An 18,123-nucleotide genomic window follows, 5' to 3' on the forward strand; every position below is an offset into this window, starting at 1 on the left:
GAAACAATCTCAATGGAGTGCTAGATGAAAGTCACAGAAAATTCGGGACTTGATCATACTTTTCTGATTCTTTCGATTGTTTCATTATCAAGCTTAAGCTTAAGTTTCTGCATGATACTCCGTTCTCTATATTTTCACATTGAATAGTTTTGCGCCTGCAATTGCAGAAACAGAAGAGAATACCAGAAATACCGCCAGCCAGGACCAGTGTCCTCCAAGAACAGCGTAGCGGACTGCTTTAAGAGAATACCATCCTGAAACCGGTCCGTCATCTTCAAGTACTGCTCGGTCTATCCAGGGGCAGAAAAGGCGTTTCAGAGCGTTATTTCCATCAAATCCTCTAAGAATTATCGCTCCATTCCATAAACCGGTTGCGCCCATAGTGTATGGTGTTCCGTTAATATCGAGACTGCCGATCATATCATCCTCGAATATTATCCTGAAACTGAACTGACTGAGAGTATCAACCATGACAACAGGTGGCATTATCTCAATGTTCGTGCCGACCATATCTATTTCATCTCTCTCCGAAAGAGAATTCCCGTATTCGACAGTAACTGTGACATGTGTATTCCGATCAGCGATTTCAGCTCCGTATCTGGCATCAAGCTGTCCCCAGATCAGCATGAAAGGTATAGCTATAACGAGAAGGGGTTTAAAAATATACAGAAGATACAGTGTGTTGCTGCGTATAAGTCTTCCGGCAAATCCTATAACTGTTTTTGGGCTGCTGACATGAAGAAGTATGCCGAATACTTCCCCAAGCATTCTTTTTCTGAGACTTGAAATCTTTTCCTGGTTTGATGTTAACCTGAAAATGCTGATCATACCGAGACCTGCAAGCATAGAAATGAATAGAAGTCCCCATATGGAAGGGAGGGATCGAAATGGAAGGAGTACAGTATCCATAACCAGAGTCAGAACGCTTCCGATAATATTGAAAATCACTTAAGAACCGTTTCCACTGAAAATATCCCTTCCACCGGGCGGAAGAACAGGGATATCAAAAAGTCCCGCAATGCTTCTCCCCATATCCATAAGATTCGGGTTCTCAACACCGGGTTTTTGTGTGGATAACAGAACTCCCGGAACAGCTGCGGGATCAATGCAGTGTGTTCCGCTCCATGGATCAAGATTATCGGTGATAACTTCTTCCGGAAAGCTGCCAAGAGTAGTCTCCCACGAAGAACGATAACACCTTGCGTAGCCGATAATCATGTCAGGAGCGTATGGAGGGAGCTGGCCGGGATAAATCTCGGAAGTGATATGTGCGTTATCTATAACTCTCCTTCCGCTGGCGGGATCCGTAACTGATTCAAGATCACGCTTTAATCGTATTAGCAGATCCTGAACCTGTTCAGGTGAAACTGCTCCGTTGTCCTCTCGCCCAGCTCTGTTGATGAAAAGAGAATTCAGACCAAGCCCATAAGCCCCTGTAGATGCCCAGTCTATTGCCGCAAACATGTCCTGGTTCCTTGCATTTGGCGAAGTGATTGTCGCGTAGCCTTCTGAAGCAAGCCATGTATTCAGATTGAACGACCTATTGAATGGTGCAAACCCATGATCGGAGAGTACGATTACTTCGGTATTCGCATCTCTTGCCTCAAGTGCATGGCCAATTACAGAGTCAATCTGCATATACAACTCTCGAATTGCACCCTTGAAACGGGGGCTTGTTGTTGCGTGAAGCGGTGAGTTCGGATCGAGTACTCTGTAGAACATATGCAAATTCAGATCAAGAGAACTGAAGTAGAAGAAGAAAAGACCATCACGGAACCTGCTCAACTCATGGTGAAAGAGCTCCAGCCGCTCCTGAAGAACTATCCACGCCTGCTGGAGGTATTCTTCATCTGAAAGAATGCCCCTTGAAAGAGCCTTTGTATCCTCGGGGAAACCCTGGGTATAGAATCCGCCAAGATTCCTTGCAAGATCGCTGCTGTATCCAGCCGGTGATGAAATCGGTAATGCTGGATCAAGAGGATCTATATTTAGAGGAGACATGTAGAGTTTCAGCTTCGGAGTAATCTCTTTCATGTAGAATTTGCCAATTGCGCTGACGCTGGATATATGCGGAATGGCATCAAAACGCATCCTTATCCATGGGCTCCACTCACCTGCTGCAAGAACGTAACTGTTGCCCTGAATATCAATTCTTGCCGCATTCGAGATTCTGTCAACACGAACCTCGGCTTCAATCTCCATTTCCGGATTTCCAGCGCGCATCGAGTTCTCCGGACCTTTTATCGAACACCTGTAGCAGTTATCACCATAATCTCTAACCGCTACTACAATGCCTCCGGAAGTACTGTTTGATATTGATCTTGCATCATCCGTGAAGAATGTGAAGCTGCCCTGGCTTCCCCGCATATCCGGTGTGCCAAGACCGGATAGTATGGTCGCTTTACCTTTATCGGGAGGGAAATCGACCGGCAGTTTGACAAGCTTCACAGGGATACCCTCATCCGTCAACTTTTTCCAGAACGGCTCTCCTTTACGGAGCAATTCGACTTTTGCTCCGGTTAATGGTAATCTCCAATCGCTTATACTTATTGTTCTGCCGGGTCCGATAACTCGAGAAGTGGACAGATAAGGATCTCTTGTAGTTGGTTTTCTGTGAATGAAATCGAAAATCCCATGAACATCAGGACCGTATCCGGTTATGAAATTCGACCAGGCAACAGGACTCTGTGGGGGATTGCTTGTTCCAAGGTTGTTCAACCCTCCATAATCTGCCATTCTGGCAGCGTTAGGCATAACCCCTTCATGAATGAAAGTCCTGAGAAGAAATGGATCTAATCCATCGATTCCGAGTACAATTACCCGCTTTGCGGATGAATTCGATTTTGCGCAACCGGTTTTCAATGCCAGAAGCGCTGCTGGAGAAAGAGCCGCCAGCTTAAGAAATTCACGCCGTTTCATTATCTGTTTTCATTTCCAGTGAGTATTTTTCCATCCATGTATGAAGGCGGTCTGATTCCAAGAACTCTAAGGATTGTCGGAGCAATATCAAGAATGGAAGCATTGAACGAGTCAAGTTTCATATTTGATGCCAGAGTTCCGGGAACAAGTTTGTGATCATGACAGTGATCTCCGTTCCAACGTCTGGTGTTGGGATATATCACTTTACTTCCAACCCCGCCGGTGACACAACCCCAGCCGGCCCTGAATCCTGTTTTCGTACCTACTACAAGATCGGGAGATCCGGTGACGTAGGGACCATGATATATGTCCGATGCGGAATATACAGCGTTAATCACACGTTCTCCTTCGTCTGTTTCAAGAATAAGCAGTTTATCAGCAATCTCAGTCAGAAGCTCTTCAGCATCTATGCCAGGTTCGACAATCCCATTTCCTTCACGACCTTTAATGTTCAGCATAATTCCTGCGAGCCCCATGGACCAGGCTCTTGTTTTTGACCAGTCAACACCTTTAAAAGATGTGTCAACTGTTTCCACGCCGTCTTTCAGAAAAAGGTATCCATTGGACAGCAGCCACCTGTTGAAATCAATACAGGTATGGAAGGATGTAAAGCCATGATCGGACATGACAATGAGCATATCGTCTTTCCGCAGTTCAGAGAGGGTTCTGCCTATCAGCTCATCCATTCTTAAGTACATGTTATGAATCGGAGTATCAGGAGTTGTTCCCTGACCCCAGAACATATGCTGTATCCTGTCTGAAGTATCAAATACACATACGACAAGGCCCCTGCCAGTGTGAGAGAGAGCATCAAAATACATTTTCTCTCTCTCCTCGAAGATGGACCAGGACTGATCCAGAAAGATATTTTCAGAAACAGCATCATTGTTCAGAGCCCAGGTATCCTCGGCAAGGCCAAGTGTAGCAAAAGGTCCATAAAGTCCAGCCAGATATTTCGAGTAATAAACGGGATGTGAAATGGGCAGAGAAGGAGAGAAAGGATCGATATGCAGCGCTGTGGAATAAACGGAGGGACAGCTGTTCTCCATAGTCAGACAGAATCTTGATATAGCCTTGATTTTCTTTCTGCCTGATTTGAAAGTAAGTTCAACCCATTCGGAAAGAACTCCTTGCGAGATGGATATTTTCCTGTCTCCAATTATAAGAGTAATACGTTCTCCGGAAATTTCCAGTTCAAGCGGGATAGTCGCGCATATGCCATCATTTTTCATTGGACCTGGAAATATTCCTGTCCAGAGATGTTCGTTAACCTTCGATAGTTCCCGCCGGATACCTCCCGCATATGAGTCTCCGGAATCCTTTTCAGAAAACACGGTATAGCTTCCCTGAGTTCCTCTGAGATCAGGTACGCACATTCCGCTCAGAAGCTGTCCATCCAGTGATTCAGGGGGATAGGTTATGGGTACTCTAAGAACTGTAGATTTGATGCCATACTTTCTCAGAAGAATCCAGAAGGGTTTGCTTTTACGGAGAAGTCTGACAAATGATTTTGATACATTGAAACCGAAGGCGCCAAAACCCACTCTGGAAGTTGTTGATCCTGTTTTCACTGAAGAAAGTGTAGGAAGGTAACGCTCCCGGTCCGGTGCGAGGAAATCGAAAATATCATGTTTTCCAGGATTAACACCTGTTTGAAAAGAAGACCATGCAACAGGAGATATCCCCGGACATGTTGTCTGTAAATCACAGAATGTGCCGTTCTTACGCATGCTGTCAAGATATGGTAATTGACCGGAATCCATCATCTGTCCGGCAATACGTGGTGAAAACCCATCGAGTCCCAGAACGACCACTCTTTTCGAGATTTGCTTATACTGCCGTCTTCTTCGCTTGATGAATCTTATAATCAGAGTTACCGGCCATATAAGAGCAGACAGCATCGAAGCGAATAGCGCATTAAGAATGACGAGAAATGATGTTACTATTCCAAATCCCGCGCCTGGTCCCACATATGCGGATACCGCAGTGACAAATAGCAACAGAATAATGATGAGAAAGGGAATCCGACATTTGTCGTTTCCCTGAAACCTGTCAATAATGATTTTCCTCCCTTTGAAATATCCACCGGAAAGAAGTGCTCGTCAAACAGTAAACTACCATATCAGGTAGAATTTGTTTATCTTTCGCTTTCCTGCAGACAGTACTTTTTATTAAATACAGAAGTGTTTTTTGAGAGTTCTGTTTACTGAATAACAACACCTGTTTCACGGAGGATCAACTGGATGAGCGCCAGAATCGGTATCGATATGGGATCTGTAAGCGTTAAAGTTGTACAAATGGATGGGAATCGTATTTCCAGAGCAGTATACAGGCGCCACCACGGTAATCCGGTTGACAGTCTTGTTTCTATTCTATCTGATCTTGATGGGTGGGAGGGAATTCCCACGGCATTCACAGGCAGTTGCTCCAGAACAGCCGCTTTCGTTGCTGGAAGTAAGCCTGTAAATGAAGTTGTGGCTCTCGCAGGAGCGATACCTCAATGCTGTCCTGAGGTTTATTCGGTTATCGAGATGGGTGGACAGGATTCAAAACTTCTTCTGTTCAGAAATACTATTGAAGGAATCGCTTTCGATGATTTTTCAATGAATTCCGTCTGTGCCGCCGGCACAGGATCATTTCTTGATCAGCAGGCATCAAGGCTCGGACTGAAACCCGAAGAACTCGGAGAACTTGCCCTTCAGTGCAAAAATCCTCCAAGAATTGCCGGCAGATGCAGTGTATTCGCGAAGACAGACATGATTCATCTACAGCAGATAGGAACACCTGTAGCACATATTGTCGCAGGGCTCTGCTTCGCAGTTGCACGGAATTTCAAAAGTTCCATCGCCTCAGGAAAGGATTTTCGCCCTCCTGTCGCATTTGTGGGAGGAGTTGCAGCCAATCCAGGTATGGTTCAAGCATTCAGGGAAGTACTCGGTCATGAGTATTCTGATCTTATTGTACCCGAGCATTTCAGGTGTCTAGTAGCTGCTGGAGCCGCAATTGTATCCCGGGATAGTGATCTTTCAGTTCTTCAGAACAAATACATCGATAGTCTTCTGGATTCATCCGGGAGTAAAATGACGGTGAAATCACTTGAACCTCTCAAACAGTTTTCCATTCATCATCCAGGCGTTGCATCAGCTCCCGTCATCACCACTGAGGCTGTCTACATAGGCATTGATGTAGGTTCAATCAGCACAAATCTTGTGGCTATAGGAGCTCAAACCAGAGAGCTTCACGCATCTGAATATCTCATGACAGCCGGGAAACCACTTGAAGCTGTAAAGGAAGGACTTTCCAGACTGTTTCACACACTTGGTGCTGAAAGGGAAGTTCTCGGTCTTGGAACAACCGGTTCAGGCAGATATATGATAGGTGATTTCACAGGAGCGGATGTTGTCAGGAATGAAATTACAGCTCAGGCAAGAGCTGCTGTTGAAATAGACCCTGGGGTAGACACTATTTTCGAGATTGGCGGGCAGGACTCCAAATACATTTCACTCGAGAATGGAAGAGTTGTCGATTTTGAGATGAACAAGGTTTGTGCCGCAGGAACAGGCTCATTTCTTGAGGAACAGGCCGAGAAGCTTGGACTCAGCATAAAGGATTTTGGACCATGTGCCATTAATGCCCCTGAGCCATGCGGTCTCGGTGAAAGATGCACCGTATTCATGGAAAGTGATGTATTTTCTCATCAGGCAGATGGCGCATCAGTTGAGAATCTTGTCTCCGGTCTATCATATTCAATTGTTAAGAATTATCTGCACAGAGTCGTAGGCGAGAAGAAAATCGGCAAGCATATTTTCTTTCAAGGCGGAACGGCATTCAATGAAGGTGTTGCAGCTGCTTTCAACGCGGTTCTCACTGATGGTAATATCACAATACCCTCCAACCATCATGTAACAGGAGCAATAGGAGTCGCTCTGCTTGCAATGGAAGAAAAACAACCAGGGCCATCCTCATTCAAGGGATTCCGTCTGGCTTCCGAAAAATACAGACAGGATTCATTCGTATGCAAAAGCTGCTCCAATAATTGCGAAATCCACCGCGTAACTCTCCAGGATGGAAGAAAGCTTTATTACGGAGGAAGATGTGAAAAGTATGAAACAGGAAAATCTTCAATAGAAGCGGATAATGAAGGACAAAACCTCTTTATTTACAGAGAAAAGCTACTTCTGGGTAATTTCAATGAAGAAGTATCAGGAACTAAACCAAAAATGGGAATCCCAAGAGCGCTCTGGTTCTGGGAGTTCTTTCCATTCTTCAGAACTTTCTTTGAAGAATGCGGTTTTGATGTTGTTCTTTCGGGAACTTCTACAAGTAATCTGATCCATTCCGGTGTTGAAAGCGTAGCAGCGGAAACCTGCTTTCCAGTGAAACTTGCTCACGGACATGTTCTAGATCTGCTTGAAAAGGATGTGGACTACATATTTCTTCCTTCAATTCTAAGATCCTTCCCGCAGGGTAATTTTTCTGAATCGTATAATTGTCCCTATATCGAAGGATCACCTCATATTATAGATTCCAGCCTCGGACTCTCAACCGAGGAAAATGTTAAAACACTCAGTCCGGTACTTGATTTCTCTTTATCCGGTAAAGACTGGATGAATGGTCTTCTCAAAATGGCTGAGGGATTGAACATTAATAGAAAATCCGCAGTCAAAGCTTGTATGAATGCAAGGAAGAAGCAGACTGCTTTTGCGGATTCGTTATTGGAACTCGGTCGAGAAGCTCTCGCAAAAGTGAAAGATAATCAACCTGTATTCGTCATAATAAGCAGACCGTACAACGGTTCGGATCCTGCGGTTAATGTTGAACTTCCAGGTAAACTTGCGAAAATGGGAGCTATAGTCATACCTACCGATTGTCTTGAGCTTCCAATGGAGCGAATATCTGAAATGCACCCGAACATGTACTGGCAATATGGTCAGCGAATCATTGCAGCGGCACTTGCAATAAGAGAAAACAAGTTGCTTAACGGTGTTTACATCACTAACTTCGGTTGCGGTCCTGATTCATTTATTCAACATGAAGTAGCAAGGATAATGGGCGAAAAACCTATGCTTACGATAGAAATCGATGAACATGCTGCTGACGCAGGTGTCATTACCCGTTGCGAAGCATTCATGGACGCTATTGCAGGCAGAAGAGAGAACGGAACATCTTCATTCCAGGAAATGCTCGGCAACAGAAATATGGAAATCAAAGACAGACAGGTATGGATTCCATGGCTGGGTGAAGCTACGGGAATTGCGGTTGCGGCAGCCCGGAAGCATGGCGTTAATGCCGTCCGCATCCCGCCAACCACGAAGGAATCTGTTGCATTAGGCCGTTCGGTGACCACCGGAAAAGAATGCTATCCCGCTATTATCACAATAGGAAATATGCTGTCGATTCTAAAGGAGAATAATCCATCCGATACAGCCTTTTTCATGGGAACAGCCTCCGGACCGTGCCGATTCGGTCAGTACTGCAGCTACCACAGGATACTACTTGATCGTCACGGATTTGAGGATGTACCCATCATAACGGCCACTTCCAGCGATTCGTACACAAGCGTAAAGGAGCTGTCATCACTCGCATTTCAAATTGATATGCTCAAAGCAGCGATAGCCGGAGATATCCTGAAAAGCGCTCTCTACCGCGTACGGCCATATGAAATCGAGAGCGGCAGAGCCGATGAGGTAATGAATACTTCGCTCACTGCAGCCGCTGAAGCGATGGAAAAAGGGAAATCATTAATCCCTGTACTTGCACAATCAGCTGAGGAATACTTGAAAATACCCAGAAAAGATGTTCCAAAACCTCTTGTACTTATGTTCGGTGAAATTTATGTACGTAATGACTCCTTTGCTCACTCTTTCACTGATCTGCGAATTGAAGCACTGGGAGGAGAGGTCTTTAATACACCTCTTATGGAATGGTTTGAATTCGTCAACTACTCCTTCATACAGAAATCGAAAGATCGAAAAAGGATTCCTGATCTTGTCAGGGGATATTCAAGAATGAAACTTATGTCGAAACTTAGAAAACAGATGGAAGCCCCTTTTGCTTCACTTCTTGCAGATCGTCCTGAACCGGAACCTTTCGAGATTCTGAATACCGCAAAACCCTACATGGAAGAAAACGTAGGCGGTGAGGCTATTCTTTGTGTTGGAGCACCCCTTTCCCTCGCTGAAAAAGGAATAATAGACGGTGCTGTGAATATATTCCCATTTACATGCCTTCCCGGAACGATTGTAACTGCTATCAGCAAGAGAATACGTAAGGAACATCGGGATCTTCCATGGCTCAATTTAGCCTTTGACGGTCAGGAAGATACAGATAATGAAGCAAGACTTGAAGCGTTCATGTATCAGGTCACTCAAACCTTCATGGAGAAATCCGGGAAAAAGGCTGATCTTTCATTGATAACAATGAAGTAATTCAATTTGAAAGCGCAGGAAATAATGAATACCGAGAATTCTGTTTCTGATTTACTGTCGTTTCTTGATAAAAGCCCTACTGCTTCCTGGGCTGTATCCGGTCTTGCATCCAAATTGGAGGAGAACGATTTCAGGAGACTGCATGAGAAGGACATATGGAACCTTTCGATAAATGAAAAATTCTATATTGTTCGATCGTCGTCCGCTATAATTGCAGGAATATCGGGTTCTCAATCCTGCGGAGAGGCCGGCTGCAGAATAACAGGGGCGCATACTGATTCACCCGGTTTCAGAGTAAAACCAATACCTCAACGGTCTAAAGACGGTATGATTACTCTTGGAGTGGAGGTATATGGAAGTCCAATACTTGCGACATGGTTCGATCGTGATCTCTCCATTTCAGGCACCCTTGTATTTCAGGAAGATAACCTTCTTAAACAGAAACTGTTCATTTTGAGGAAACCTGTTTGCAGGATTGCTTCTCCAGCTATTCATCTTGAACGCAATATCAATAAAGATGGATTCAAGATCAATCCGGAAGATAATACTCCATTGCTTTTGTCTACTTCCGGCTCAGGTTTTCAGGAACTGCTTGATCTTGCCTGTAATTCAGCCGGCCTGAGAAAAGAAGATGTCTCCGGATGGTCGATGGAAGTCTGGGATCCTCAGCCAGCAGTCACAGGGGGTATCGATGATGACTTCATTTTTTCCGGCAGGCTGGACAATCTGACTATGTGTCATGCCGCAGTAGAAGCAATTCTTAGAACAGAGGAAACACCCCACACACGGATGATAAGTCTATTCAACAGTGAAGAAGTTGGTTCGAAAACCCTTAACGGAGCCAATTCATCTTTTCTCGATTCAGTGATAGAGAGATTGTCGGGAAGCAGGAAAGAGTACTTCAGATGCCTTTCAAACAGTGTGTTTGTGTCCGCTGATGGCGCTCATGGTGTACATCCCAATTACGCGGGCAAGCATGATTCCGAATGCCGTCCCGTACTGAACGGTGGTCCTGTTATTAAGGTAAACGCCAGTAACAAATACACATCCTCTGATATTTCTTCTTCCTATTTCTCCCACTGCGCGAAAGAAGCAGGCGTAAATGTTCAGTATTATGTGAGCAGGAACGATATACTCTGTGGAAGCACTATCGGACCAATAACATCATCCAGAACAGGAATTAAAAGCGTGGATGTCGGTAACGCAATGCTGTCGATGCATTCAATCAGGGAAGTGGCAGGTACATCTGATCACGAAGATATGATCAAGGTTTTTGTTGAACACATGATGGGTACGGTCAGTATTTCTGATTAACCCTAATTCCCGAACTCAACAAGGCAGATGGTGTTTCTGTCAGGATCCTGGCAATAAAGATATGTGTTCCCGAAAGCATGTATTTTGTCATGCATTATTTTTCCGCCAGCTTCGAGAATTCGATCTGCTGTTTCTGCAATTGAAGAAACAGATATTGCTATAGAAAGATGCTTATCAAGGGGTGAGTCTTCACTTCTGTAAACAGTGCAATTTACTCCAAATCCTTTGCCTGAATCCATTTTCCAGCCATCCGGCGGGTCCGGAAACTTCTCGATTTTCCAGTTGAATGCTTTCCCATAGAATTCTGCTATCTCTTCAGGATCATCTGATGTGATCTTTACATGGATAATTCTATTCATTTCTGCCACAATCCTTTCGTAGTGGTACTCATCTTCGGATTTTCATTCATGAATAGAATAACCAATGAACAATATTCGAGTCAAGCTAAATGAATGTATGATAGTAAACTTAATGGGAGAAGATTTCAGAAATCCATACTCCTGAACTTCCAGTAACCCAATCCCATTAATACAATGCTCCAGCATACAGCGTAGATGAGATGAGCAGGGGGGACGTTCGCGGTTACTCCGAAAAAAGCTAGATTCTCGGTAATGACAGCATCCTTGGGAATCAGTCCGTATATGACCCCTCTGTAGCCCCTGTCGGCGGGAAACACAAACATGATAACTCTGGTGACTGTCACAAGAGCGTCAGGCGCATCTCCAGGGAACATCTGCATCATTTCATAAATTCCCCCGAACATCGAAGCAACAGCAGCCAGGAAGAAAGTAATAAGCATTGAAGCTACTTTTTTTACGATGAGGGAGAGGAGTGTCACGGAAGCCCACACTGCAGCAAGCCAGATGAGCATGGATAAAAGAACCAGTGTAATACTGCGAGGAGAAAACGGAAAATATATCCGAGTGATTACAAATATTCCCGTAAAAAGTATCAGCGATAGAACAAAAGATACCGCCAGGGGAGCAAGACTTGTTGAAAGAAATACTCTCAGCCTGGATTGGGGCAATGATAACCAGAATGGCATTCGCCCCTGTCCGATCTCCTCCGGAAGCATTGTTGAACCAATCACAATTATCAATGCCGTAATCAGAGTTGCAGCGAGAGGACCGGCTGTGATTATCGCTGCAAGAGCAGCATCAGCCGGCCCCAGTATACTCATAACCTGATCATCCGAATCGTTTCCCGGATTGAATTCAATTGATGAAGCTGCAGAAACACCCCACCAGTAAAAGCCAAGGAAAACAACTGTAGCGATTAATGCAGTAAGAACGATTTTTCTTCTCAGCAGCTGCTCTACAAAGTTAAGAAACAATGTCATCCTCCAGATTCGAGTGATCCATGATTCTGAGAAAGACATCCTCAAGACTTTCTCTCTTCAGAGTGAGAGCTGTGAAGATAATCCCCGTCGTTAGTACTATCTCGGTGAATTTCCTGAAGGCAGATGGGGAAGTGAGCTGCACGAGTATACCTTTATTCTCGGTCCGGCAGGAGTAACCGGCATTCTCAAGAGCTATGTGCATTTCAGATGTCTGTTCTGTCTCAACAAAAGCAAGTCCGGTCTGCTTTGAAAGAGAGTCAATTCCACCTTCCGCGATTAGAAAACCTTTATTGATGAATGCCGCTGTATCGCAAACCCGTTCGACCTCACCCAGCAGGTGAGAGTTAATCAATACCGTTGATCCGTTTGAAGCAAGGGTTTTTATCAGTTTTCGAACCATTATCCGTCCAGCGGGATCAAGACCTGTAGAAGGCTCATCAAGAAGAACAAGGGTTGGCTGCCCCGTCGTAACAAGAGAGAGAGCAACCCTCTGCTTCTGTCCTCTGGACATCTTACCCATCGGTCTGTTCATCAGGTCAACACAGTCAAGTTCTGTACAGCGATTAATGAAATCGTGCATGCTGGATTCATGCCTTATGCGCTCCAACTGCCGCATCAGCACTTTAGGAGTGGCCCAGGACGGGAAAGTCAAATATTCGGGAAGAAACCTTACGCTTCGTCTGGATAGAGGTGAGGATACCGGAAGATTTAAAATATGGACAGTTCCAGAGTCGTACTTAACAATTCCAAGGAGTATTTTCATCAGGGTGGTTTTTCCGGCACCATTGGGACCAAGGAGAGAAAATATCATGCCGGGATCAATGAAAAGGCTGAATTCTCGAAGAGCCTGTACTTTGCGATAGGATTTGAATAATTTGCTGACCTGAACAAGCGGTTCTTTATTCACTGAGTCTTTCCTTTTAGTATAATAGTCCCTTATTCATGAACATAACATAACAGGAGACTATTGAAACTCAATAAGAAATTCGCAAGCGCAGCCTTTGGGATAGTACTCGGATTATCCCTATCCTGGTTTCTTCTAAGAACTTCAGGTGGACACGATGGCATCGTCTCGGCACTGAACAATATCTTCAACAGAGTTGCGGATGCTGATACAGGCCTCCTTCTCGGAGCCTTTGCTCTATTTCTTCTAAGTCAGATTCTCAGAGCATTCAGATGGATGATTCTAAGCTTCGGAAAGAAAGTACCCTTTTCTCTATCAATGCCTGTTACATCCATCCATGTAGGGCTTGGGCATCTTCTTCCAGTAAGACTCTCAGATGTTGCTTTCGTAGGGCTTTTCAAACACTTCGGCTCAATTCCAGTAGGATACGGAACCGCGACTGTTGTACTCGCGAAACTGCTCGATCTTGTCGCTATGGGAATCATTATCGGATCCGCGGTTGCTGCAGGAGTTGGAGAGATGGCTTATGTAGCACCCATTCTGGTATTAATAGGATCCCTCGGGATAATCTTCATAGTACCCCTCTTGAGAGCCATCAGAAAGCCTTCAGTATGGGTCCTTCAGAAATTAATGCCGGGAGAGATAACCCACTGGTTCGATGATCTTCTTGAGGCATCTTCCGTCAAGGGAAAGAAAGGGAAATTAGCATCTGCATTCCTTGTTTCACTTATAGCCTGGATTAGCAAACTTCTTATGTTCTGTCTGCTGCTCGAATCCCTCGGAATTACTGGAATACCTCTATGGAAAATCTTCTTCGCAAGCGGAGTTACGGATCTTACAATGGCATTGCCTGTGCACGGGCTGTTAAGTCTGGGAACCGTTGAAGCCGGATGGGCTGCAGGATTTGCCATGGTTGGTATTGAGGGTATTGTTGCTTCTGGTACAAACATTATTGAACTGGGTTTCAGTGTGCATCTTCTCTGGATGTTCATGGCTGTATTTCTGATGATTCTTGCCATTCCATGGCTCTGGTTCATATTACTTAATAAACACAGACATCGTGTTTCTATGAATTCAACTTATAAGGATTCAAATTGAACAGAAGTACCATCATAGTTGGAGCAGGAATAGCGGGTCTCACACTCGCTGAACGTCTGACTGCAAGTTGTGAAAACAGCCACATTACCGTTGTAGAGCGGAACAGCACTCCGGGAGGATTAGCACGAACCTTCAAAAGAGATGGTTATCTTTTTGACATTGGTCCTCATCGTTTCCATACATCTGATACAATAGTAGAGAAATATCTCCTTGATATCCTGGGCGATGAGCACATAGCTATAAAGAGAGAAAGCAGTGTCTATATAGAGGGCAATTACAAGCACTGGCCCCTGACTCTTGGAGCAGTTATCGGTCTGCCATTTCCTGTACTCTTCAGAAGTTGTCTCGATCTTTTTCGTCGATCAGAAGATGACAGCATTCATAATTTTGCTGAGTTCATCATAGCGAAGTATGGGAAAAACCTCTACGATTTCTTTTTCAGCGGATATACCAGAAAATTCACCGGAATCGATTCTGACAGACTTCATCCGGATTGGGCTGCTGCTGGAGTGAACCGGGCGGTAATTGATAAAAAAGTTAAGGCTGATAACCTTTCCTCACTTTTAAAAGGTTTGCTGCTGCCGAAACCTGTTGCGACTACTTTCTACTATCCTTCCAGAGGTGGAATACAGACATTCTGTGACAGGCAGGTCACGAAGATCCGGGAAAACGGTGGAGAAGTCCGATTCAATTCAACTGCTTCAGGAATAGTAACATCTGAAGGAAGAGTGACAGGTGTTGAATTGAGTAATGGAGAAGTGATTTCAGTGGATAAGGTCTTCTGGTCGGCTCCGATTTCTATTCTGTATCCTGAATCAGGTTTTCGCTTCATGAACACACTCATCTGCAATATCGCTCTCTCGAAAAGACAACCGAATACATACCAGTGGTGTTACTTCGGTCAGGAAGATGTCATTTTCAGCAGGCTTTCCGTTCCGCGGAATTTCAGAGAAAACACTGTACCTGAAGGATATGACAGCCTTATCGCAGAAATAACAGTATCAAGAGACAGCGAACTCTGGAGGAATCCTGACTCATGCAGGGATACACTGGTGTCCGATCTCGAAAAGGTTCACGCTTTGAATCCTGAGGATATAATCTTCCTTGACTGGCAGAGAATTCCCGAGACTTACCCTCTATACGATCTTGAATACAGGAAACGTCTTTCGAGTATTGAACTCCCTGAAGGTCTGGAACTGCTTGGTCGATGCGGTTCATTCTGGTACAATAATATGGATCACTCAATCGCTCAAGCTCTTGCCATTGCAGGAGGAGAACCCTTCGAAAAGGATTTCTGGAAGAATTGATACCGGTTGTCAATTGACTTCTGAAAGTGCATTCAAAATATATATATGATTACGGTGCAATAGCATATAGTACTATTTAGTATTGATATTCTTTATATATTGTTCTGTTAGAGTATTGGGCCACATTATGACAAAATTACAGTGTACAAATCGCATCATTCTCTGCGAATCACTTGGATTTCTTCTTGTTATTGTTCTTATCTGGCTGGATGAAATACTTGATCTGCCTCACTTGATATTCGGAGCTGCTGTCACCCCCATTAACTATAAGGAAAGCATTTTTGAAACATTCATGATTCTGATTCTTGCAGGCTTGATCATTTTCCTTACACTGGAATTACTGAAAAGAATCAAAATTCTGTTCTTTCTGCAGAAAGATCCGGATTAACGGGGAATGGATCGTTCTTGACAGTTATGTAAGAAAACATTCAGAGGCCGATTTTTCTCATTCCGTATGTCCTTCGTGCATGAAAACACACTACAGTGAATTTATTGATTACAATGAATCCGGAAAGAAAGATGACCATTGTATTGCGGACGATTCTGTCCCGTAGTATAGTCGTTCTAAATAATTGGTCGCGGGGTGCAGGAAGGCGGTGAGAATCCGCCACGGTAGCGCCACTGTAACCGGGAACCGACCTCCACTAGGAGGTTGTCCGACAATGCTTCATTATCGGACAGCCTTTTAGCCACTGCCGAAAGGCGGGAAGGCGGGGGAAGGGCTGATCCGGAAGTCAGGATATTGCACCGCGGCCTGGAGCTTTAATCCCCGCTTGAGGGAGCTAGTTCCGGCCAGAGCCTCCGCGGCTTCATCAGTCGCAGGAGGTATTTTTGTTTCATGTTCTTCTTTTAATTTCTGCTGTCTCTCAGACTACTCTGTCGATCAGCGATACCGCCGGTTTTCCGGTAATTGCAGCATCCGTCTGCTCAGACAGCACAATCATAGGTATAACTGACTCTGAAGGCGCGGTTCTAATCACATCTGAACCTGATTCGATTGAAATACATTCTATAGGGTATAACACATGGCGGGGATCTGTACCGACATCCGGACATGTAATACTTGTACCCGTGCCTGTTCCTTCTGGAATGGTACTTTCGGTAATCGCATCACGTAGAGGATTCAGAAACCAGTTTCCATCGACTACAGTGCTTGATCGGGATGACATCGAATTCATTGCCAGGACCGGTTTTCGGAGCCTGAACAGCCGCTGCAGCGGTATTTACGTAAGGGAATATGGCGGCGCTATGCCTGTGATATCTGTTTCACTTAGAGGAAGTGATCCGGGACATTCAGGATATTACGTGGATGGTCATGATATTGGCAGTTCGCTTGATGGCCTTCCCGGCCTGACGCTTGATCCAATTGTGTTCAGCGGAGTTGAAATAGCCAGGGGAGGAGGGTCCGGCTTCCTGAAGGGTGGAATGGCGGGATCGTTGAATTTTCTGCCCGAATCACCCGGATTACCTTCAAGAGCAGCTGTTTCCATAAGTGATAATGGCGCATTGAGTTTATCCTGCGGAGTCTCGACAGGCAGAAATCGACTGGCTCTGAGTATCAGGAGGCTTGTTGGAATAGAAAGCACCGTAGCGCACGACGGGGTAGTACTCTTCATCGGGAACACGGATGGATTCAGATATGGTTTTATGGCAGCTGCTTCAGGGGGAGAAACCGAGAGCCCGGACTGGAGCCCTCCAACTGACGGAAGAAGACAGAGGTACTCTTTTGACGGGTGGGTACGATGGATACTGAGTGATTACACTCTTTCCACCGACTTCAGAACGGGAAGACATATCTACAGATCTGCAACTCCGACAGTCATTGATGATACTCACGACGAATTAAGAGGATCACTTACTCTTGAGTACGATTTATCATTCCTGTGTCTTGAAACGCATATTGCAGGGAGGAGCATATTTGAGCAGGTATGGAGTACTTCTCTAGGAGAGAGAGACAGGCTGACAGGTGATCTATCGTTTTCATCCGGATATACTGACGATTTATCAATAACAGTATCGACAAGATTGAACTGTATATCGAACGGAGATACAAGGTTTGGAGCAGTACTCTCCACTGGTGTACCTGTATTTGATTCTCTTTTCATTTGTCATATAAGCGGATCCAGGGGATTCAGAAGACCAACCATCAACGATCTGTACTGGCCTGAGGACACTTTCGCGAGAGGGAATCCCGATCTGAAATCGGAAAACTCTCTGGAAACTGAGATCGGAGTATCACTCATCGGATGCGAGTTGATAAAAGTGTCAACAACCGGTTTCCTGGCAATGACTGATGATCTCATAAGATGGGAACCCGGAAGTGACGGACTATGGTCACCTGTTAATATCTCAAAAGCATTAAGAAAAGGTATTGAAACCGAGGTTCTGTTCAGGTACAGATCACTGACAGTCAGAGTCAGTTTCACTCTTCTTAGCGTTACCGATGACTCGCCGGAATCAACAAATTACGGCAGTGTTCTTCCGTATACACCTGATTATACATTCGGTCTTGAAACCGGTCTTGATATCTTCAGCGGAATTCACTGTTCGGTGTCTCTAGGCGGGATGGGCATAAGGTTCAAGAATTACAGCGAAACTTCCTGGCTTCCTGCTTATTCAATCGTTTCAGCCGGACTGGATATGCCTATACCATTTACAGGTAATTTCTCTATAGGAACATCGGTCGAAAATATGTTCGACGAAGAATACCAGGAAACAAGCGGATTCAGAGGAAAACCAAGAACTTTCACCTTCAGCATCAAATGGAGCAATTGAGGGACATGCACGCTCTGGTGCGTGTCCCGGAAAATAAGA

12 protein-coding genes and 1 riboswitch are annotated in these 18,123 nt (G+C 44.8%); of the genes, 6 read left to right on the top strand and 6 right to left on the bottom strand.

Translation table 11 applies throughout. The features are described 5' to 3' along the window. Positions 1 to 126 precede the first annotated feature (126 nt). From K8R76_04030 to K8R76_04040, 3 genes are read right to left on the bottom strand one after another with little or no spacing between them, the layout of a single operon-like run. Positions 127 to 948, bottom strand: coding sequence for a hypothetical protein (locus K8R76_04030; GenBank protein MCD4847340.1), 822 nt, complete (start codon positions 946 to 948; stop codon positions 127 to 129). Then, a complete protein-coding gene (locus tag K8R76_04035; GenBank protein MCD4847341.1) occupies positions 949 to 2,919 on the bottom strand; it encodes an alkaline phosphatase family protein in 1,971 nt (656 codons plus the stop codon). Next, positions 2,919 to 4,919: an alkaline phosphatase family protein gene (locus tag K8R76_04040; protein MCD4847342.1), complete on the bottom strand. Its 2,001-nt coding sequence runs from the start codon at positions 4,917 to 4,919 to the stop codon at positions 2,919 to 2,921. Before K8R76_04040 ends, K8R76_04035 begins: the two co-directional genes overlap by 1 nt. A gap of 243 nt (positions 4,920 to 5,162) precedes the next feature. Between K8R76_04040 and K8R76_04045 the strand changes: the two genes are divergently transcribed. Together K8R76_04045 and K8R76_04050 are read left to right on the top strand one after the other, a co-directional pair. Then, positions 5,163 to 9,347: an acyl-CoA dehydratase activase gene (locus tag K8R76_04045; GenBank protein MCD4847343.1), complete on the top strand. Its 4,185-nt coding sequence runs from the start codon at positions 5,163 to 5,165 to the stop codon at positions 9,345 to 9,347. Between the two features lie 24 nt (positions 9,348 to 9,371). Next, positions 9,372 to 10,661: a M18 family aminopeptidase gene (locus K8R76_04050; GenBank protein MCD4847344.1), complete on the top strand. Its 1,290-nt coding sequence runs from the start codon at positions 9,372 to 9,374 to the stop codon at positions 10,659 to 10,661. Between the two features lie 2 nt (positions 10,662 to 10,663). Here the strand turns inward: K8R76_04050 and K8R76_04055 are convergent, their stop codons facing one another. From K8R76_04055 to K8R76_04065, 3 genes are all read right to left on the bottom strand, one after another. Continuing rightward, positions 10,664 to 11,020 (bottom strand): VOC family protein, encoded by a 357-nt coding sequence (locus tag K8R76_04055; GenBank protein MCD4847345.1) that lies wholly within the window; start codon positions 11,018 to 11,020, stop codon positions 10,664 to 10,666. A gap of 125 nt (positions 11,021 to 11,145) precedes the next feature. Then, positions 11,146 to 11,994 carry a hypothetical protein gene (locus K8R76_04060; GenBank protein ID MCD4847346.1) on the bottom strand — a complete coding sequence of 283 codons (849 nt, stop codon included), beginning with the start codon at positions 11,992 to 11,994 and terminating at the stop codon, positions 11,146 to 11,148. Beyond that, positions 11,984 to 12,907, bottom strand: a complete 924-nt coding sequence (locus K8R76_04065) for an ABC transporter ATP-binding protein (protein ID MCD4847347.1) — start codon at positions 12,905 to 12,907, stop codon at positions 11,984 to 11,986. Before K8R76_04065 ends, K8R76_04060 begins: the two co-directional genes overlap by 11 nt. Positions 12,908 to 12,967: 60 nt before the next feature. On the opposite strand from K8R76_04065, the gene K8R76_04070 reads away from it, so the two are divergent. The 4 genes from K8R76_04070 to K8R76_04085 all read left to right on the top strand — a co-directional run bounded on the left by K8R76_04070 (position 12,968) and on the right by K8R76_04085 (position 18,084). After that, positions 12,968 to 14,002, top strand: coding sequence for a flippase-like domain-containing protein (locus K8R76_04070; GenBank protein ID MCD4847348.1), 1,035 nt, complete (start codon positions 12,968 to 12,970; stop codon positions 14,000 to 14,002). Continuing rightward, entirely contained in the window at positions 13,999 to 15,309 is a 1,311-nt protein-coding gene (locus K8R76_04075; protein ID MCD4847349.1) for an FAD-dependent oxidoreductase, read from the top strand. The genes K8R76_04070 and K8R76_04075 overlap by 4 nt, the downstream gene beginning before the upstream one ends. Positions 15,310 to 15,436: 127 nt before the next feature. Next, a complete protein-coding gene (locus tag K8R76_04080; protein ID MCD4847350.1) occupies positions 15,437 to 15,697 on the top strand; it encodes a hypothetical protein in 261 nt (86 codons plus the stop codon). Positions 15,698 to 15,871: 174 nt separating this feature from the next. Then, positions 15,872 to 16,076: riboswitch (cobalamin riboswitch) on the top strand. Positions 16,077 to 16,140: 64 nt separating this feature from the next. Then, positions 16,141 to 18,084, top strand: a complete 1,944-nt coding sequence (locus K8R76_04085; protein MCD4847351.1) for a TonB-dependent receptor — start codon at positions 16,141 to 16,143, stop codon at positions 18,082 to 18,084. Positions 18,085 to 18,123 lie beyond the last annotated feature (39 nt).

The organism is Candidatus Aegiribacteria sp., from assembly GCA_021108435.1.
In the GTDB taxonomy this organism is placed as follows: domain Bacteria; phylum Fermentibacterota; class Fermentibacteria; order Fermentibacterales; family JCC-6; genus Aegiribacteria.